The sequence below is a fragment of the Actinomadura luzonensis genome, assembly GCF_022664455.2.
In the GTDB taxonomy this organism is placed as follows: domain Bacteria; phylum Actinomycetota; class Actinomycetes; order Streptosporangiales; family Streptosporangiaceae; genus Nonomuraea; species Nonomuraea luzonensis.
Window position 1 is genome coordinate 4,541,670 of the sequence record NZ_JAKRKC020000001.1, and the last position, 18,043, is coordinate 4,559,712.

General features: G+C 72.0%; 18 protein-coding genes. 2 read left to right on the top strand and 16 right to left on the bottom strand.

All coding sequences use genetic code 11. From position 1 onward, the window contains the following. Positions 1-2: 2 nt before the first annotated feature. From MF672_RS21730 to MF672_RS21760, 7 genes are all read right to left on the bottom strand, one after another. The gene (locus MF672_RS21730; RefSeq protein WP_242379592.1) at positions 3-2,729 is read right to left on the bottom strand and encodes a DEAD/DEAH box helicase; all 2,727 of its coding nucleotides are present in this window, start codon (positions 2,727-2,729) and stop codon (positions 3-5) included. Positions 2,730-2,815: 86 nt separating this feature from the next. Further along, positions 2,816-3,733: a YegS/Rv2252/BmrU family lipid kinase gene (locus MF672_RS21735; protein WP_242379598.1), complete on the bottom strand. Its 918-nt coding sequence runs from the start codon at positions 3,731-3,733 to the stop codon at positions 2,816-2,818. A gap of 41 nt (positions 3,734-3,774) precedes the next feature. After that, a complete protein-coding gene (gene tatC / locus MF672_RS21740; protein WP_242379600.1) occupies positions 3,775-4,686 on the bottom strand; it encodes a twin-arginine translocase subunit TatC in 912 nt (303 codons plus the stop codon). Positions 4,687-4,726: 40 nt separating this feature from the next. Beyond that, entirely contained in the window at positions 4,727-5,053 is a 327-nt protein-coding gene (tatA, locus tag MF672_RS21745; RefSeq protein WP_242379601.1) for a Sec-independent protein translocase subunit TatA, read from the bottom strand. A gap of 65 nt (positions 5,054-5,118) precedes the next feature. Next, a complete protein-coding gene (locus MF672_RS21750) occupies positions 5,119-5,274 on the bottom strand; it encodes a hypothetical protein (protein WP_242379603.1) in 156 nt (51 codons plus the stop codon). Then, positions 5,271-6,236 (bottom strand): helix-turn-helix transcriptional regulator, encoded by a 966-nt coding sequence (locus MF672_RS21755; RefSeq protein ID WP_242379604.1) that lies wholly within the window; start codon positions 6,234-6,236, stop codon positions 5,271-5,273. Before MF672_RS21755 ends, MF672_RS21750 begins: the two co-directional genes overlap by 4 nt. A gap of 31 nt (positions 6,237-6,267) precedes the next feature. Next, a complete protein-coding gene (locus MF672_RS21760; RefSeq protein ID WP_242379606.1) occupies positions 6,268-7,218 on the bottom strand; it encodes a helix-turn-helix transcriptional regulator in 951 nt (316 codons plus the stop codon). A gap of 38 nt (positions 7,219-7,256) precedes the next feature. Here MF672_RS21760 and MF672_RS21765 point away from each other — a divergent pair, with 38 nt between their 5' ends. Beyond that, positions 7,257-8,324 (top strand): DUF3866 family protein, encoded by a 1,068-nt coding sequence (locus MF672_RS21765; protein ID WP_242379608.1) that lies wholly within the window; start codon positions 7,257-7,259, stop codon positions 8,322-8,324. Here the strand turns inward: MF672_RS21765 and MF672_RS21770 are convergent. From MF672_RS21770 to prcB, 8 genes are all read right to left on the bottom strand, one after another. Continuing rightward, positions 8,270-8,749 (bottom strand): DUF3291 domain-containing protein, encoded by a 480-nt coding sequence (locus MF672_RS21770; RefSeq protein WP_242379609.1) that lies wholly within the window; start codon positions 8,747-8,749, stop codon positions 8,270-8,272. The genes MF672_RS21765 and MF672_RS21770 overlap by 55 nt on opposite strands. A gap of 32 nt (positions 8,750-8,781) precedes the next feature. Further along, positions 8,782-9,426, bottom strand: coding sequence for a helix-turn-helix transcriptional regulator (locus tag MF672_RS21775; RefSeq protein ID WP_242379611.1), 645 nt, complete (start codon positions 9,424-9,426; stop codon positions 8,782-8,784). 43 nt (positions 9,427-9,469) lie between these two features. After that, a complete protein-coding gene (locus MF672_RS21780) occupies positions 9,470-10,399 on the bottom strand; it encodes an FKBP-type peptidyl-prolyl cis-trans isomerase (RefSeq protein ID WP_242379612.1) in 930 nt (309 codons plus the stop codon). A 158-nt stretch (positions 10,400-10,557) separates the two neighbouring features. Further along, positions 10,558-11,457: an FKBP-type peptidyl-prolyl cis-trans isomerase gene (locus MF672_RS21785; protein WP_242379614.1), complete on the bottom strand. Its 900-nt coding sequence runs from the start codon at positions 11,455-11,457 to the stop codon at positions 10,558-10,560. 105 nt (positions 11,458-11,562) lie between these two features. Then, entirely contained in the window at positions 11,563-12,921 is a 1,359-nt protein-coding gene (gene pafA / locus MF672_RS21790; protein WP_247815374.1) for a Pup--protein ligase, read from the bottom strand. Between the two features lie 119 nt (positions 12,922-13,040). Next, on the bottom strand, positions 13,041-13,607 hold the full coding sequence (locus MF672_RS21795) for a hypothetical protein (RefSeq protein ID WP_242381852.1): 567 nt from the start codon (positions 13,605-13,607) through the stop codon (positions 13,041-13,043). 693 nt (positions 13,608-14,300) lie between these two features. Beyond that, complete coding sequence (gene prcA / locus MF672_RS21800) at positions 14,301-15,149, bottom strand: proteasome subunit alpha (protein WP_242381855.1); 849 nt, start codon at positions 15,147-15,149, stop codon at positions 14,301-14,303. 22 nt (positions 15,150-15,171) lie between these two features. Next, complete coding sequence (gene prcB / locus MF672_RS21805) at positions 15,172-16,020, bottom strand: proteasome subunit beta (protein ID WP_242381851.1); 849 nt, start codon at positions 16,018-16,020, stop codon at positions 15,172-15,174. Between the two features lie 211 nt (positions 16,021-16,231). On the opposite strand from prcB, the gene MF672_RS21810 reads away from it, so the two are divergent. After that, positions 16,232-17,599 (top strand): extracellular solute-binding protein, encoded by a 1,368-nt coding sequence (locus MF672_RS21810; RefSeq protein WP_242381850.1) that lies wholly within the window; start codon positions 16,232-16,234, stop codon positions 17,597-17,599. Between the two features lie 221 nt (positions 17,600-17,820). Here MF672_RS21810 and MF672_RS21815 read toward each other — a convergent pair whose 3' ends face one another. Further along, on the bottom strand, positions 17,821-18,030 hold the full coding sequence (locus MF672_RS21815; protein ID WP_242381849.1) for a ubiquitin-like protein Pup: 210 nt from the start codon (positions 18,028-18,030) through the stop codon (positions 17,821-17,823). Positions 18,031-18,043: the final 13 nt, after the last annotated feature.

Here is an 18,043-nt window from a genome sequence, read left to right on the forward strand (position 1 = left end):
GATCACGTCAGCGACGAGTACGCCACCACGCCGCGCCGCATCGCGTCCACGGCCTTGCCGGCCGTCTGCCTGATCCTGCTGCCCGGCGCGGAGGCGTTCTGGAGCTGCCCCAGCAGGTCCATGAGCTGCTTGATCCACCGGACGAAGTCACCGGCCGCCAGCTCGTTGCCGTTGACGCCGTCCATGAGCACCGCGTCCAGCGTGTGCCCCTTCGTCCACCGGAACGCCGCCCACGCGAACCCGAGGTCCGGCTCGCGCAGCGTGGACAGCCCGTGGTCGGACTCGATGCCCTCCAGCTCGCCCCAGAGCCGCAGCATGGCCGTCAGCGCGTCCTGCGCCCGGCCGGCCGGGATCTTCGGCCGCCGCGCGTCGTCGGCCGCCCGCGACTCGAACACCAGCGCCGACACGCACGCCGCCAGCTCGGCCGGGTCCAGCTCCTCCCACAGGCCCTGCCGCAGGCTCTCGGCGGTCAGCAGGTCGAGCTCGGTGTAGAGGCGGCCCAGCCGGCGGCCCTCGTCGGTGACCGCCTCGCCGTCGAGGTAGCCGAGCTGCTCCAGCACCGAGCAGATCCGGTCGAAGGTGCGGGAGATGACGTGCGAGCGGCCCTCGACCCGGCGGCGCAGCCCCTCGGTCTCGCGCAGCAGCTTGTAGTAGCGCTCGGCCCAGCGGGCGTGGTCCTCGCGCTGGTCGCAGCCGTGGCACGGGTGCTGGCGGATGCGCCGGCGCAGCTCGTTGACCTCGTCGTCCTCCACCGTGTGGTCACGCACCCGCGGCGGCTTGCCGAGGTCGCGGTCGCCGATCTTGGCCAGCAGCGTGGAGACCAGGTTGGCGCGTTCCTTCGGCGAGCGGCCGTTGAAGTTCTTCGGGATGCGCAGCTTCTCCAGCGGCTCCACCGGCACCGGGAAGTCCGCCGGGTCGAGCTTCTTGACCTGCTTGCCGATCGTCAGCACCAGCGGGCTCGGGCCGTGCCCGCGCGGGTTGCGGCCCGGGTCGAGCACGATCGCCAGGCCCGCCCGGCGCCCGCCCGGCACCCGGATGACGTCGCCCGGCTGCAACGCCTCCAGCGACCGCACCGCCGCGGCCCGCCGGGCGGCGCCGCGCTGCTTGGACAGCTCGGCCTCCCGGTCCGTCAGCCGCCGCCGCAGCGCCGCGTACTCGGGGAAGTCGCCCAGGTGGCACGTCATGGCCTCCTGGTAGCCCTCCAGGGCCTCCTCGTGCTTGCGGAGCTGCTTGGCCAGCCCCACCACCGCCCGGTCGGCCTGGAACTGCGCGAAGGACTCCTCCAGCAGCGTGCGGGCCCGCTCGCGGCCGAACTGCCCCACCAGGTTGACCGCCATGTTGTACGACGGCTGGAAGCTGGAGCGCAGCGGGTAGGTACGGGTGCCGGCCAGCCCCGCCACCGACAGCGGGTCCATGCCCGGCTGCCACAGCACCACGGCGTGACCCTCGACGTCGATGCCCCGCCGCCCCGCCCGCCCCGTGAGCTGGGTGTACTCGCCGGGCGTCAGGTCGGCGTGGGTCTCGCCGTTCCACTTGTCGAGCTTCTCGATCACGACGCTGCGGGCCGGCATGTTGATGCCCAGCGCCAGCGTCTCGGTCGCGAAGACCGCCTTGACCAGCCCCCGCGTGAACAGCTCCTCCACGACCTCCTTGAAGGCCGGCAACATGCCCGCGTGGTGGGCGGCCAGGCCCCGCTCCAGGCAGTCGCGCCATTCGAGGTAGCCGAGCACGGCCAGGTCCTCGTCCGGCAGGTGGGCGGTGCGCTCGTCGACGAGCTGGCGGATCTCGTGCCGCTCGCGGTCGGTGGTGAGCCGGATGCCGGCGTACAGGCACTGCTGCACCGCCGCGTCGCAGCCGGCCCGGGAGAAGATGAACGTGATCGCCGGCAGCAGCCCCTCGGAGTCGAGCTTCTCGATCACCTGCACCCGGTCCGGCGGCCGGGCCCGCTGCGGCCGGCCGTAGCCGCGGCCCCGCCCCCGCCCGGCGGTCAGCCGCTCGGCGTCCCTGGTGACCCGCATCAGCGTGGGGTTGATGCGCGGCGTCAGGTCGTCGTTGACGAACAGGTCGTAGATGCGGTTGCCGACCATCATGTGCTGCCACAGCGGCACCGGGCGGTGCTCGTCGACGATCACCGTGGTGTCGCCGCGCACGTCGCCCATCCACTCGCCGAACTCCTCGGCGTTGCTCACCGTGGCCGACAGCGCCACCAGCCGGACCGACTCCGGCAGGTGGATGATGACCTCCTCCCACACCGCGCCGCGGAAGCGGTCGGCGAGATAGTGGACCTCGTCCATCACCGCGAAGCCGAGCCCGGCGAGCGTGGCCGAGCCGGCGTACAGCATGTTGCGCAGCACCTCGGTGGTCATGACCACGATCGGGGCCTCGCCGTTGACGCTGTTGTCGCCGGTCAGCAGGCCCACCTTGGCGGTGCCGTAGCGCTTGACCAGGTCGTTGTACTTCTGGTTGGACAGCGCCTTGATGGGGGTGGTGTAGAAGCACTTCTGCCCCTGCTGCAGGGCCAGGTGGACGGCGAACTCGCCGACCACCGTCTTGCCCGACCCCGTCGGCGCCGCCACCAGGACGCCGTCGCCCGCCTCGAGGGCGCGGCAGGCGTCGAGCTGGAAGTCGTCCAGCGCGAAGTCGTAGAGACCTCGGAACGATGTGAGCGCGGCCCCGTCACCGGCGTGCTTCTGACGGAAGGCCGCGTAGCGTTCCGCTGGCGTTGTCATACCCGCCAGCCTACCGAAACCGCCATTCCGGTCCGTCCCGCCGCGTGCCGGGGGCTCCCGGCCCCGGCGCCTTTACAAAGTAGATCTCATACGAGGACGCGCAGCGCGCCCGGCTGGACCTCGCACTCCACCGGCACCGGCCCGACGCGCTCCCCGTCGGCGTAGGCCACCATGCCGTCGAGGAGATCGCGCACCGGGTCGCCGCCCAGGGTCTCCAGCCGGACCGTGCGCGCCCGGCGCATCGTCACCGCGCGGTGCCCGACGTGGGTCCCCCGGTAGACGCTGGGGAAGACGCGCAGGAACTCGCCCTTGGAGATCGCCTCCACCATCAGCACGTCGAGCAGCCCGTCGTCGGGCCGCGCGTCGGGGCAGACCCGCATGCCGGCGCCGTAGGAGCGGGTGTTGGCCACCGCCACCAGCATGGCCTCGCGCTCGATGACCTCCTCCCCGTCCAGGACGAGCCGGAACGGGACGGGCCGGAACGTGCGCAGCTCCCCCACCACGGCCCGTACGTACCGGCCGGAGCCGGCGGGCCAGGTGAGCCGGTTGGCCCGCTCGTTGACGCGGGAGTCGAACCCGCAGGCCACCACGCCGGCGAACAGCTCCTCGGCCCGCCCGGCGCGCACGCGGGCGGCGTCGACCAGCCGCGACTTCATGCGCAGCACCACGCGGGCGGCGGCCAGCGGGTCCTTGCACGGCACACCGAGCGCGGCCGCGATGTCGTTGCCGGTGCCCGCCGGGATGATGCCGAGCGGCACGTCGGTGCCGGCCACGGCCTGCACGGCCAGGTGGACCAGGCCGTCTCCGCCGAAGGCCACGAGCGCGTCGGGCCGCTCTGCGACGGCGGTGCAGGCGCGTTCGAGCGCGTCTGCGGCGTCGTCGCCGACGATCACCGACAGCTCGGCGCCGCCGGCGCGCAGGCGGCGCGCCACGGGTTCGAGCTGGCGCAGCGTCCGGCCGCCCCGGGCGGCCGGGTTGACGAGCAGGGCGAGTTGGGGGGACACGCCCGGAACCTATCGCCTTCCGGGCGGAACGGGAATGCCCGTCAGGGCCTCTTGTCGCCCAGGTCCCCGTCCGCCGACGCGTCGACCGGCGTGTCGAGCGGCGTGTGGTCGTCGATCGGCGTGTCGTCGTCGCTCAGCGGCGAGGCCTCGTCGTCGGACAGCCCGGCGAACTCGCTCGCCGGCTGCCGGCGCTCGCGCAGGTACATGAACAGCTCGGCCGCCAGGAACAGCACGATCATCGGCGCGGCCAGCGCCATCATGGTGATCGGGTCGCCGCCGGGCGTGATCACCGCGCCGAAGACGAACATGAGGAAGACCACCAGCCGCCGGTGCTTGGCGATCGCCGCGTGCGACACCACGCCGATGATGTTGAGGAAGACCAGCAGCAGCGGCAGCTCGAACGACACCCCGAAGATCATCAGCATGATCAGGACGTAGTCGAGGTAGTCGTCGATGGAGATCGTCGCGACCGTGCCCTCGAGCGAGAAGCCCAGCAGGAACGTCAGCGACGTGTCCATGATGAAGTAGCACAGCCAGGCGCCCAGGGCGAACAGCGGGATCGCCAGCCCGAGGAACGTCAGCGTGTAGCGCTTCTCGCTGCGGTAGAGGGCCGGGGTGACGAACGCCCAGATCTGGTACAGCCAGGCGGGCGAGGACACCACGAGGCCGACCATCAGCGAGATCTTCAGCGTGATGAAGAACGACGAGAAGATGCCGTTGTAGGTGAGGCTGCAGTGGCCGGTGAGCTGCTGGGCCTGGGGCGTCTGGCAGTAGGGCTCCTTCAGCAGGTCCCACACCGGCCCGGACACGAGCCAGCCCACGATCAGGCCGACCGCCACGGCGGCGATCGCGATCAGCAGCCGGTTGCGGAGCTCCCGCAGGTGCTCCATCAGCGGCATCCGGCCTTCCGGGTCCCGCGGCGGCTTCGGGCCCGACTTCTTCAGCAGCGCCATCTAGACAGTCCTCGGGACGAGGGGCGGAATGGGGGAAGGCTCAGGCGTGCTTGTCGGCCTGCGCGCTCGCGCGCAGCCGCGCCGCCTGCTCCTCCAGCAGCCGGGCCTGCTCCTCGGCGGACAGCCCCGGCGCCGGGGTGGCGGAGCCGGCCGGGATCTGCTGCGGGGGCGCGGGCTGGGCCTGCGGCTGCGCCTGGGCCTGGACGACGGTGGGACGCTCGTCGTCGTCGTTCATCTTGCTCGTCTCGGCCTTGAAGATGCGCAGGGACCGTCCGACGCCACGGGCGAGGTCCGGCAGCTTCTTGGCCCCGAAGAGCAGGACCAAGGCCACCAGGATCAGGATGATCTCCGGAGCTCCCAAGTTCATGTGACGTCCTTACAGGTGAGCTGAGTGCTGTCCAAACCCGATCGTACGCTCCCGGGGGCCCTGCCTCATCCCCTGGAGTCCGGTTTCACCCTGAATTGCTGGTTAATTTGAGCAACCTCCCTGTTCAGGCCGCGTGCCGCGGAGACCACGCGGACGGCCGCCGCCCCGAGCACGGCCAGCCCCGCCACGACGAGGCCGGCCGCCAGAAGGATCCAGGTCATGACCGGTGAGCGTACCGGGCCAGCGCCCGCTCGGCCTCCTCGCGCACGGTCTCGGCCATCCGGGGCGGGGAGACGACCCGCCCGGTGTCGCCGAGCCGCAGCGCGAGCTTGAGTATCCAGTCCTCGTCGCGGGCCCGCAGCGCCACCCGCAGCCGGCCCTCGCCCAGCTCGGCGACCTCCTCGCACGGGTAGTACTCGGCCACCCACCGCCCGGCCGCGCTCAGCTCCAGCTCGACCAGCTCGTCGGTGGGCGAGGGCCGGAAGACGCCCCGGGTGACGTCGATGGGCTCGGCCTCCTCGGGCGGGTCGGCGGGCACGTCGAGCACGTCGACGCCGAGCATGCGGTCCAGCCGGAACAGCCGCATCGCCTCGGCCCGGTAGCACCAGCCCTCCAGGTAGGCGCGGCCGTCGGCGACGACCACGCGGGTCGGGTCGACCTCGCGCGGGGTCACCTCGTCGCGGCCGGGCACGTAGTAGCGCAGCGACAGCCGCCGCTTCCTGGTCAGCGCCTCGCGGACGCGGGGCAGCGCGTCGGGGGCGGCGTCGACGTCGACGGCGACCTGGCTGCTGACGGTGGCGGCGCCCTCGCCGGCGGCCTGCTCCAGCTTGGCCATCACGCGCGGCAGCGCGTCGCCGGGGATCTCGGCGAGCTCGGGCGTGGCGGCCAGCATGCGCAGCGCGACCAGCAGGGCGCTGGCCTCGTCGATGCCGAGCCGCAGCGGGCGGGCGATGGTGTCGGCGTTGTCGATGATGATCTCGCCGCCGTCCCAGGAGACGTCGATGAGGTCGCCGGGGGTGTGGCCGGGCAGGCCGCACATCCACACGAGCTGCAGGTCGTCGATGAGCTGCTTCTCGCTCAGCCCGAACACCTCGGCCACCTCGCCGACCTGCGCCCCCGGATGCGACATCAGGTACGGCACCAGCGCCAGCAGGCGCGGCAGCCGGTCCGCGGAACCACTCATGCCCTGCTTCCCCTCGTCCTTCCGCCGGCGTTCACGCCAGCGCCCCCTTCAGCCTGCGGATGACCGCCTCGCGCGCGTCCGGCGGCTCGACGACCTCGACGTCGGCGCCGAGGCTGGCCATCCACCCGGCCAGCCGCTCGGGGTCGGAGAAGGCCAGCTCGGCCTCGTCCCAGCCGTCGGTGCCGGGGTGCACGGCCCTGGCGAGCTGCCGCACGCCCTCGCACGCCCCCTGCCGCACCCGCACGATCGCGATCCGCTCGTCGCTCGTCTCGTCGGGGAAGCCGACCATGGCCTTCAGGTCCACGCCGTCCGGCACGCGCACCGCGCCCGGCCGACCCGCGTGGGAGACCTGCCCGGTGATGCGGCTGAGCCGGAAGGCGCGCGGCGCCTGCCGGTCGCGGTCGAACCCGGCGAGGTACCACCGGCCGCGCCGGCTCACCACGCCCCACGGCTCCACGGTGCGGGCGCGCACGCTCTCGCTGCCGGCGCCGCGGTAGTCGAAGCGCACCACGCGCCGGTCGCGCACCGCCTCCCACAGCGCCGGGAAGGCCGGGTCGCGGGTGTCGACCCGCAACTCCAGCGCGCCGGTGCCGACCGGCCGGTCGGTGGCGACGCCGCCGGCGCGCAGCTTCAGCAGCGCCCCCGAGGCGGCCTCGGCGAGGCTGGCCCGCTGCCACACCTGCGCGGCCAGGCCGAGCACGGCGGCCTCGTCGGGCTCCAGGGTGATCTCCGGCAGCTCGTACGACTCCCGCTGGATGCGGTAGCCGGGCTCGTCCTCCCACGGGTCGCGCACGACGTCGATGGGGATGCCGATCTCGCGCAGCTCGTTCTTGTCGCGTTCGAACATGCGCTGGAACGCCTCGTCGCCGTCGCGGTCGTAGCCGGGCACGGCCTGGCGGATCTGCTCGGCCGACAGCGGGCGCCGCGTGGCGAGCAGGCAGATCACCAGATTGAGCAACCGTTCTGTCTTCCGGCGCGACATCTGCTCCACTCCTCCTTCATCGACGCTACCCTGCCCCCGTGATCAGATGGCGCAAGGGCGAGGTCGTACGGATCCGACGCGAGTGGCCGGGAGCGGTGGAGCTGGACGTCGCCGTCCCCGAGGGGGAGTGCCGGGCGCTTGCGTACCCCCCGCTGGTGGGCCGCCCGGAACCCGGCGACGAAGTGCTGCTCAACACGACCGCGCTCGCGATGGGTCTCGGTACGGGAGGTTACGCCATGGTGGTGGCAGTCCCGAACCGTTTGCCGGAAGATCCTCAGGGGCCGGGGCACCTGGTGAAGGCCCGGTACACGCCGTCGCAGGCCACGGTGCTGGGCGCGGACGAGCAGGGCTCCCCGCACCACGAGGCGCTGCGCGAGGCCGACTCGCTGGAGGACATGCCTGTCGTGGTGGCCGACCTGCACTCGGCGCTCGCGCCGATCCTGGCCGGCCTGTACGAGGCCGCGCCCGGCACGCGGGTGGCGTACGTGATGCAGGACGGCGGCGCGCTGCCGGCGTGGTTCTCGATGACGGCGGCCCGGCTGCGCGAGCTCGGCTGGCTGGCCGGCGTGGTGACGACCGGCCAGGCGTTCGGCGGCGACCTGGAGGCGGTGACCGTGCACACGGGGCTGCTGGCGGCCCGGCACGTGCTGGAGGCCGACGTGGCGGTGGTCGCGCAGGGGCCGGGCAACCTGGGCTCGGGCACCCGGTGGGGCTTCTCGGGGGTGCAGGCGGGCGAGGCGGTCAACGCGGCCGGGGTGCTGCGGGGCCGGCCGGTGGCGGCGCTGCGGGTCAGCGAGGGCGACCGGCGCGAGCGCCACTACGGCGTCTCGCACCACTCGCTGACCGCCTACGGGCGGGTGGCGCTGTCACCCGCCGACGTGCCGGTGCCCGACCTGCCCGGCGAGTTCGGCACGCGGGTGCGCGACCAGGCCGAGCTGCTGGCGGTGCGGCACCGGCTGGTGCCGGTGCCGGTCGACGGCCTGCACGAGGCGCTGCGGGCCGCCCCGGTGCGCCTGTCGACGATGGGGCGGGGGCTGGAGGAGGACCTGGCCTACTTCCTGGCCTCGGCGGCGGCCGGGAGGTTCGCGGCCTCGCTGCTGTCGTAGGAGTCCTTGTAGGTGAAGGCGGCGGGGCTCGGCCCCTCCGCCTTCAGGTGCTCCAGCCGGGCCATGCCCTCGGCCAGCGACGGGATGTGGCCCTCGGGGATCCACCACATCACCATGTACGGCTCCGCCATGCGCAGGAACCACTCCCTGCGCCGGCGCAGCACCTCCAGGTGGGGGCTGCGGTAGACGTAGTTCCACAACGACTCCAGCGACTCCCACACCGAGAAGTTGACCAGCAGGTGGTCGCCGTAGTCGTGCACGACGGTCGCGGTGGGGTCGGTCTCGCTCTCCTTCATCCGCCAGACGAAGCCGGGGGCGGCGTCGGCGAGGGCGTTGATCGGTTCGAGCAGGGCGACGAACTCGGCCAGTTCGGCCGAGTCGATGGGCGCGCGCAGGTGGGCGAGGTTGAGCTCAGCGAGGTGCATGACGCTCAGCACACCACCCTTCCCCTTCTATGTCAATCCTCATTTGTTTTAGAAAGAACGACGCAGCACTCCCCCGGCCGCGGATCCAGCCGCGCCCGCGCCGGATCGCCGCCGAGACCGCGCAGCAGCCCCTGGCACAACGCCAGGTTCATCGAGCACACCAGCAGCGGCTGCTCGTCGGCCAGCACGTGGAAGGGACAGTTGCGCAGCCGCAGCAGCCCGCCCTCCTCGTACGGCTCGTAGCCCCGCTCGCGCAGCACCCGCTCAACCGGCTCGCCCGCGTGCCGGCCGCCGACGCGCTCGCCCGCGCCGCGCGCCATCTCCTCGGCCCGCTCCTCGGCCCCCAGCGTCTCGACCACGCCGGCCAGCACCGAGGCGAGCGTGACGTAGTCGCGCGGGGGCAGGCTCACCGTCCGCTCGCCCCTCGCCCTGCGGTACACCTTGGCCGGCCGCCCGCTGCCCGGCCCCTTCTTCTCCTGCGGCCGGAAGCCGCTCTCCAGCAGCCCCGCCTCCACCAGCTTGTCGAGGTGGTGGCCGGCCAGCGTCCTGGACACCCCGGCGGCCTCGGCCGCCTCTCCCCTGCCCACGTCGCCGCCGCCGGCCGCGACCGCCTCGTACAGGCTGCGGCGTACCGGGTCGTTCAGCAGGGCCAGCGCGTCGAGGTCGTCGGTGCTCACAGCCGGGAGTCTACGTGCGGCGCCGGCGCCCGCCGTCCCGCGCTCAGTACGCGGCCAGCACGTCCACGACGAACACGAGCGTGTCGGAGCCCCTGACCCCGTACGCGGGGTGGCCGGGCGCGCCGTAGCCGTAGGACGGCGGCACCACCATCAGCACCCGGCTGCCGGCCGGCACCCCCACCAGGGCCTGCTCCCACGCCTTGATGACGCCGCCGTCGCCGAGCTTGAACGCCTTCGGCAGGCCGCTCGTCCAGGTCGTGTCGAACACGCGGCGGCTCTCCCAGACCGCGCCCGCGTACTGGACGACCACGAGCCGGCCTGCCTGCGTCCTGCGCCCGCCGCCCCGGTCGATCACCTTGGCCGCGAACCGGGCGGGCGGGGCCGTGCGGGGCACCTGGAGCGCCGGGCGGGCGCCGGCGGTGACGCGCACGCCCGCCAGCGAGCCGCCGCGGGCCTGGACCGCGTCGCCCTTGTGGTGCGCGCCGAGGATGTCGACGACGTAGAACAGCTCGTCGGAGGGGCCGACGCCGCGCGGCGGGTTGGGGCCGAAGCCGTCGCCCGGCGGGATGGCCGCGATCACCCGGCTGCCGACCGTGCGGCCCTCCAGGGCGCGGTCCAGGCCGGGCAGCAGGGCGCCCACCGGGAACGCGGCGGGCGCGCCGCGGGTGAAGCTGGAGTCGACCAGGCGGTTGCGGCCGCCGTCCCAGACGTGCGCGGTGTACTGGACGATCGCCACGTCGTCGGGCTCCAGGCGGGCGCCCTTGCCGGTGGTCAGCTCGTCGATCTGGAGGCCGGGGCCGGGCCTGCCGTCGGGGAAGACGACGGTGGGCCGCGCGCCGAACGCGCCGCCGACCGTCAGCTCCAGCCCCCGCCCGGCCTCGCCGGTGCAGCCCGCGGCCAGCAGCGACACCACGAGGAGCACGGGCACGAGAAACACGGGCATGTGCAGCACGGGCACGCGGAACACGGGCATGACGGCACGGCGCCGCCGGGGTGTCCTGTCCTCCGGCGCGACGGCACGGCGCGGCATCGGCCCTCCCACGCGAGGCGGCCCGGGGCCGGACGCCTCCGGGCGCTCGCGATGCTACCGCGCCGACCGTCGCAAACCCGCCGAAACGGTCGAATCCTGGATCAGTAGGCCGCCAGGACGTCCACCACGAACACGAGCGTGCTGCCCGCCGGGATGTTCTGCTGCGCCTGGTCGCCGTAGCCCAGCTTCGGCGGGATGCTCATCACGACCCGGCTGCCCACCGGCACCCCGGCCAGGCCCTGCTGCCAGCCCTGGATGACCTGCCCCAGCGGGAACTCGGCCGGCTCGCCCCGCTCCCAGCTCGAGTCGAACTTCTTGTCGGTGCCCCAGATCTTGCCCGTGTAGTGCACGGTGAGCGTCTGGCTCGGCTGCACCTTGGCCCCGGTGCCCTCGATGACCGTCTTGACCACCAGGTCGCCCGGCGGCTTCTCGCCCGTCTTCGTGGTGAGCGTGGGAGCCTTCTCCCCGCCCGGGTTGTCGACCTTGACGCCCTTGATGGACTGCCCGGTCTCCTTGCCGGTGGCCGCCTTCAGCGCGGGCGGCTGCGTGCCCACCACGTCGAACACGAACACCTTGGTCGGCTCGGCCGGGCTCGTCTGCTGCTGCGGGGCGACCGAGTCGTTGGCCAGCACCGCCAGCAGCCGGCCGCCGTGCTTGACCTTGGTGAAGCCCTCCTGCAGCACCTGCGGGAGCTGCGCGTTGACCGCGATCGTCTCGGGCGCCTTGTTGTCGTACGACGAGCCCTGGGCCGCGTTGGTCTTGCCGTCCCAGTCGTAGACGGTCAGGTTGACGATGACCTTGTCGCCCGACTTGACCTGGGTGCCGGTGCCCGGCTGGATCACCTCGTACGACGACTTGGTGGCCGGCGAGCCGGAGGGGAAGGTCACCGTGGGCTTGGCGCCCACGTTCCCGGTGACCTTGACCCCCGACGACCCGCCGGAGGCGGCGCCCGTCGCGCCGTCGTCGGAGCCGCATCCCGCGGCGAACAAGATCAACGGCATCGCTGCCAGAACGGCCAGAACGCGGCGCATGCGTTTCCCTCGGAAAAGACGTCAGATTCGCGCCACCTTACCCGACCCTCGGGTAGGCCCGAGGTAAACGCCCGCCTACATCCCGGCGATGAGCTTGTCCACCCGCTCGTCGACGCTGCGGAACGGGTCCTTGCACAACACCGTGCGCTGCGCCTGGTCGTTCAGCTTCAGGTGCACCCAGTCGACGGTGAAGTCGCGCCGCTTCTCCTGCGCCTTGCGGATGAACTCGCCGCGCAGCCGCGCCCGGGTGGTCTGCGGCGGCACCGACTTGGCCTCGAAGATCTTCAGGTCGGACGCCACCCGCTCCACCGAGCCGCGCTTCTGCAGCAGGTAGTACAGGCCGCGCTTGCGGTGCACGTCGTGGTAGGCCAGGTCGAGCTGGGCCACCCGCGGCGAGGACAGCGGCAGGTCGTACTTCTTGCGGTAGCGCTCGATGAGCTGGTACTTCGTCACCCAGTCGATCTCCCGCGACACCAGGTCGAGGTCGCCGGTCTCCACCGCGCGCAGCGTGCGCTCCCACAGCTCCAGCACGCGGTGCGCGATCGCGTCGCCGCCGCGCCGGTCCACGAAGTCCTTCGCCTTGGTCAGGTACTCCTGCTGGATCTCCAGGCTCGACGCCTCACGCCCGTTGGCCAGGCGCACCCGCCGCCGCCCGGTCATGTCGTGAGAGACCTCGCGGATCGCCCGGATCGGGTTCTCCAGGCTGAGGTCGCGCATCACCGTGCCGGACTCGATCATGCGCAGCACCAGGTCGGTCGCGCCGACCTTGAGCAGCATCGTGGTCTCGCTCATGTTGGAGTCGCCGACGATGACGTGCAGCCGGCGGAACCGCTCGGCGTCGGCGTGCGGCTCGTCGCGGGTGTTGATGATCGGCCGCGAACGGGTGGTGGCGCTGGAGACGCCCTCCCAGATGTGCTCGGCCCGCTGCGAGACGCAGTAGACCGCGCCGCGCGGCGTCTGCAGCACCTTGCCGGCGCCGCAGATGATCTGCCGCGTCACCAGGAACGGGATCAGCACGTCGGCCAGCCGGCCGAACTCGCCGTGCCGGCCCACCAGATAGTTCTCATGACAGCCGTAGGAGTTGCCGGCCGAGTCGGTGTTGTTCTTGAAAAGGTAGATGTCGCCCGCGATGCCCTCCTCGCGCAGCCGCTTCTCGGCGTCGACGAGGAGACCTTCGAGGATGCGCTCGCCCGCCTTGTCGTGGGTGACGAGCTCGATGACGTTGTCACACTCGGGTGTTGCGTATTCAGGATGGCTGCCCACGTCGAGGTAGAGACGGGCGCCGTTGCGGAGGAAGACGTTGCTCGATCGGCCCCAGGACACGACCCGCCGGAACAGGTAACGCGCGACCTCGTCCGGGGACAGCCTGCGCTGGCCCCGGAACGTGCAGGTCACGCCGTACTCGTTCTCCAGCCCGAAGATGCGACGATCCATCACCTCACACTATGCCCATGGATCGGCGAGCGGGAGAGATCTTGCCGGGTGTTTTCGGTAGCCGCCCCGTATGCGGCGCTTCGTCCCCGTGCCCGCCCCCGCGGAGCACGGCGGCGCGCTCAGGGGACGTAGATCTCCTGCACCTTGACGATCTTGCCCTTGTAGACGGTGATCAGCGACGGCTGACGCTGCTTGCCGTGCCGCTTGACCAGCACCGACGACGGGCACCGCTTGACGCCGAGCCCCGAGTTCCTGCTCACCGTCAGGGACCCGGCGGACTGGCGGCAGCCGTACGCCGACAGGAACGTGACGTCCTTGGCGATCGGCGACGCGTACGCCATCGCGTCGCCCTCGGGCGGGCCCGTGAAGTAGCCCTCGGTGTGCTTGGACCGCTTCCACTTGATCGGCTCGTACTCGGCCACGCCGCCGCGCACATAGGTGATCCAGCCGCGCAGGACGCCGTCGTGGCGGGAGTGGATGCGCTTGGTGAAGTCGTGCCGCGGGTCGGGCTGGAACGAGGTGCCGAAGACCTTGGGCGCCTTGAAGCTGGGGTACGCGGACGTGGCGGCGGACGTCTCCTGGGACGCCGCGCCGGACACGGAGGCGGCCTGGGCCGCGACGGCGGAGGCCATCAGCGCCGCGGCGGCCACGCCGCCGGCGAGGAGGGTGCGCGTCGAAGTGTTCACGCACGTTGAGATTCATGAGGCAGCGACCCGGTTCGCCCCCGCCCAGGTGATCCACCTCACACCACCCGAGCCGCGGGACATCCTAAGACGCCCGGTCGGGGCCGCCGCCACCGGCAACCCCGCCGCAAGCAGCCGCAGCCGACTTTCCCGAACCCTCACCCGCCCGCCCGCCCTCCGACAACGCGACCGGCCTGCGGCACCCCCGCCCTCCGGCCGACGGGCGACCTCAGCGCCACGCGATCGCCGCCCAGCCGACGTGGACAACCACCCAGCCAACGTGGACAACCGCCCAGCCAACGTGGACAACCGCCCAGCCGCCCCGGAGCGAAGTCCGCGACCGACACGAGCGAGCTGCCCACCTACCTCGCGGAGCAGCCGGCCGAGACGAGCGGCCCGCCCACCTGCGCGAGCAGCCACCCCGACCGGCCTGACGAACAGCCCGGCCTGACGAGCGCCCGCCAGCCCGACACGAGCGGGCCGCCCGCCTGCGCAGACGGCCCGTACGAACAGGCTCGCTGCATCGAGGCGGGCAGTCTTCCCGCGAAGCGAACGGCAGCCGACGCCGGCGCCGACGCCGGCGCCCGCCACAACCGACCGGAGGCCGCTCCCATTCAGGCGAGCGACGGTCTTCCCCGCCGACGGAACGGCCTGCCCGGCCGTAGTGGTGCGGGTCTGCGCCTGGGTCCGCTGGAGTTACAGGGGCGAGGAGCCGTCGTCCACCGGGCCGTCAGGGCCCGTCGGCGGCGGGGTGTCGTCGGAAGGCCCGGACGACGTGCCAGGCTCCGTCCCGCCGGCCCCGGACGCCTCGGACGAGGACGAGGACGAGGACGAGGACGAGGCGCCCGGCGACGGCGGCTGCGTGGTCTGCGCCAGCAGCCGCTCCAGCCGCGCCCCCGTCAGCCGCAGGAACTTGCGGTGCTCCCGGTTACGGTCGAGCACCGCCACCTCGAGCTGCGCCACCGGCGGCCGTTCCCCGCCGGGCTCGGTCAGCGCCGTCAGTGCCACCTCCAGCGCGTCGGCCAGCGACATCGACTCGCGGTACCGCTCCTTCAGCCGCCCCGCGACCGCCTCGGCCTGCCCGCCCATGGCGGCGAAGCCGTGCTCGTCGAAGACGGACCCGTCGAAGGTGAGCCGGTAGATGGCGTCGCCGTCCTTGGTCTCGCCGACCTCGGCGACCACGACCTCCACCTCCAGCGACTTGATCGACTCGGTGAAGATGCGGCCCAGGTTGGAGGCGTACAGGTTGGCCAGGCCGCGGCCGGTCACGTCGGAGCGGTCGTAGGTGTAGCCGTTGATGTCGGCGTAGCGGATGCCGCCGAGCCGCAGCTCCTCGAACTCGTTGTAGCGGCCGACGGCCGCGAACCCGATGCGGTCGTAGATCTCGCTGATCTTGTGCAGCGCCCGCGACGGGTTGGGCGCGACGAACAGGATGCCGTCGACGTACTGGAGCACGACGACCGACCGGCCCCGCGCGATGCCCTTGCGCGCGTAGTCGGCCTTGTCCCGCATGATCTGCTCAGGGGACGCATATCCAAAAGGCATGGACACGGGCAGGAGGTCCTTTCTAGCGCAGCGGGGCGATGGGGCCGTCGGGCGAGATCAGCCGGGCTTCGAGCATCTGGTCGACGTAACCGGACACCTGCTCGTCGGTGAGCCGGCGGAAACCGTCGGCGTCGATCACGCCCACGATCGGCCAGATCTTCCTGGTGACGTCGGGCCCGCCGGTCGCCGAGTCGTCGTCGGCGGCGTCGTACAACGCCTGGATCAGCGTCATCGCCATGTCGTCGGCCGACGAGCCGTCACGGTAGAGCTTCTTCAGCGAACCCCGCGCGAAGATCGAACCCGACCCGATCGCGTCGAACCGGTCCCGCTCGTACGGCCCGCCCGCCACGTCGTAGCTGAAGATGCGGCCCTCGTCCTTGTCCGGGTCGTACGCCGCGAACAGCGGCACCACCACCAGGCCCTGCATCGCCATGGCCAGGTTGCCCCTGATCATGGTCGCCAGCCGGTTGGCCTTGCCCGCCACCGACATCGTCCGGCCCTCGAGCTTCTCGTAGTGCTCGAGCTCCACCCGGAACAACCGGGCGAACTCGATGCCGGTGCTCGCCGTGCCCGCGATGCCCATGCACGAGTAGTCGTCGGTCCTGAACACCTTCTGCACGTCGCGCTGCGAGATCACGTTGCCCGACGTCGCCCTCCGGTCACCCGCCATGATCACCCCGCCCGCGAAGGTGGCGGCGACGATCGTGGTCGCGTGCGGAACCTGGTCGCCGATCGGGGTGGCCAGAACCTCATCCCGCCGTGGCAACAACTCCGGCGCATACGAGCTCACGAACTCCGTGAACGACGAGCTCCCGGTGTTGTGGAAAAGCTGGTTCACCAAGCCGGCGGGCAGATCCCTGTGCGATGCCACGCGACTCCCTCCCAAACGTCACTGTCCCTAGGGCGACCCTACTGTTGTTGCGTTGCTGTCTGCACTTCCCACGATCAGCTCACGGCGAACCCTCCCCCACCGCGGCCAACCTACCCCCCTGCGGCCCGATCGTTGTCCAGATCGTTTCTTTACGGCCGTCCCCCGCCGTGCGACCGTCGGTATGTCTGCACGTCCTGGACCGGAGGCCGACATGCGACTCCCCCGCCGACCTGCGGTGATCGCCACCCTCGCAGTGCTCACCCTGGCGGCCTGCGGCACCGGCGGCGGCACCTCCCGAGGCAGCACCACCCTCACCATCGCCGCCAACGCCATCGAAGGCGGCAAGAACTCCGAGTCGGCCACCTGGATCAAGCAGTGGGTGATCCCCGGGTTCGAGAAGACCCACCCCGGCGTCAAGGTGCTCTTCCGCCAGAGCGGCGTCGACGACGAGCAGTACAAGACCAAACTCGCCCTCGACCTCAAGTCCAGGGCGGGCGCCGACGTCATCGACCTCGACGGCATCTGGGTCGGCGAGTTCGCCCAGGCCGGCTATCTCAAGCCCCTCACCGAGCTGGGCGGCCCCGCCGTCGAGCAGTGGGAGGGCTGGTCCCAGATCCCCCAGGCCGTCCAGGGCCTCGGCATCTTCGACGGCAGGAAGTACGGCCTCCCCCAGGGCACCGACGGCCGCGTCCTGTTCTACAACAAAACGCTCTTCAAGAAGGCCGGCCTGCCCGACCCCTGGCAGCCCAGAAGCTGGCAGGACCTCCTCGACGCCGGCGCCAGGCTCAAAGCCGCCGGCGTGCCCGTCCCCATCCAGCTCGACGCCGGCACCGCCATGGGCGAGGCCACCACCATGCAAGGCGTCCTGCCTCTGCTCGCCGGCGCCGGCGCCGAGATCTACACCGCCGGCAAATGGACCGGCGCCTCCCCGGCCATGAAGGACGTCCTCCGCCTCTACCAGCAGATCTACGGCGGCAGCGGCCTCGGCGACCCCAAGCTCCAGCAGGAGGCCAAAGGCCGCGACAAGTCCTTCGCCCAGTTCGCCGCCGGCCGCATCGCCATCCTGGCCGAGAGCGACTACTTCTGGCGCTCCGTCATCGAGCCCGAAGCCGGCGTCGCCCCCATGAAGGACCGCGACCAGGTCGTCGGCTACACCAGGATCCCCGCCCAGCGTCCCGGCGCCGGCATCCGCGGCCAGGACTACGTCAGCATGTCGGGCGGCGCCGTCCGCGTGCTCAACCCCTCCAGCAAGAATCCCCGGCTCGCCTGGGAGCTGCTCGCCTTCATGCACTCAGCCGCCGCCACCAAGTCGCAGCTCGCCGGACAGGCCCGCATCAGCTCCCGCACCGACGTCAACGACGAGGTCCTCGCCACCGACCCCATGCTCAAGTACGTCGCCGACGAGGTCCTGCCCATCACCGCCTACCGCCCCGGCCTCGCCGTCTACCCCCAGGTCTCCGCAGCCCTCCAGGAGGCCACCGCCGCCGTCATCAGCGGCAGCACCGCGGACCAGGCCGCCACCGCCTACCAGGCCGCACTCGAAAAGCTCGTCGGCGGCGCCGCCCACGTCACCGGTTGACCTCAGCGCAGTCGCGGCGCCGACGCGGAGAGCTCGCCCCGCAACCGCTCCTCCGCCGCCTCCGCGTACGACAACGCCCGCCACACCCGTCCCCGCGTCGTCCCGCAACTCCCCGATCCCCGCGCTGCCGCCGCCGGCGAACGTCTCCGGCGTCTGCCGGCGGACGGCGCAGAGCCCGCCCTGGCGGGCGAGCGTGCGCTCACTGCCGTGTCTCTTTTGTTCTACTCTCCGCCCTTCTGGACGTAACTACGCACGAACTCCTCTGCGTTCTCTTCGAGAACTTCGTCGATCTCGTCCAGGATCGCGTCGACGTCGTCGGTGAGCTTCTCCTGCCGCTCCTGCACGTCCGGCGTCGCCGACGCCTCGGTCTCCTCGACCTCGTTCTCGCGCCGTCCGGCCTGCTTCTGGCCGCCGGTGTCCTTGGTTGCCATGTCCTACCTCCGC

Excerpts from the sequence above, each read along its gene's own strand:
- MF672_RS21730 (WP_242379592.1), bottom strand. The coding sequence starts at position 2,729 with ATGACAACGCCAGCGGAACGCTACGCGGCCTTCCGTCAGAAGCACGCC.
- tatC (WP_242379600.1), bottom strand. The coding sequence starts at position 4,686 with ATGGCGCTGCTGAAGAAGTCGGGCCCGAAGCCGCCGCGGGACCCGGAA.
- tatA (WP_242379601.1), bottom strand. The coding sequence starts at position 5,053 with ATGAACTTGGGAGCTCCGGAGATCATCCTGATCCTGGTGGCCTTGGTC.
- MF672_RS21750 (WP_242379603.1), bottom strand. The coding sequence starts at position 5,274 with ATGACCTGGATCCTTCTGGCGGCCGGCCTCGTCGTGGCGGGGCTGGCC.
- MF672_RS21755 (WP_242379604.1), bottom strand. The coding sequence starts at position 6,236 with ATGAGTGGTTCCGCGGACCGGCTGCCGCGCCTGCTGGCGCTGGTGCCG.
- MF672_RS21760 (WP_242379606.1), bottom strand. The coding sequence starts at position 7,218 with ATGTCGCGCCGGAAGACAGAACGGTTGCTCAATCTGGTGATCTGCCTG.
- MF672_RS21770 (WP_242379609.1), bottom strand. The coding sequence starts at position 8,749 with ATGCACCTCGCTGAGCTCAACCTCGCCCACCTGCGCGCGCCCATCGAC.
- MF672_RS21780 (WP_242379612.1), bottom strand. The coding sequence starts at position 10,399 with ATGCCCGTGTTCCGCGTGCCCGTGCTGCACATGCCCGTGTTTCTCGTG.
- MF672_RS21785 (WP_242379614.1), bottom strand. The coding sequence starts at position 11,457 with ATGCCGTTGATCTTGTTCGCCGCGGGATGCGGCTCCGACGACGGCGCG.
- pafA (WP_247815374.1), bottom strand. The coding sequence starts at position 12,921 with ATGGATCGTCGCATCTTCGGGCTGGAGAACGAGTACGGCGTGACCTGC.
- prcA (WP_242381855.1), bottom strand. The coding sequence starts at position 15,149 with ATGCCTTTTGGATATGCGTCCCCTGAGCAGATCATGCGGGACAAGGCC.
- MF672_RS21810 (WP_242381850.1), top strand. The coding sequence starts at position 16,232 with ATGCGACTCCCCCGCCGACCTGCGGTGATCGCCACCCTCGCAGTGCTC.
- MF672_RS21815 (WP_242381849.1), bottom strand. The coding sequence starts at position 18,030 with ATGGCAACCAAGGACACCGGCGGCCAGAAGCAGGCCGGACGGCGCGAG.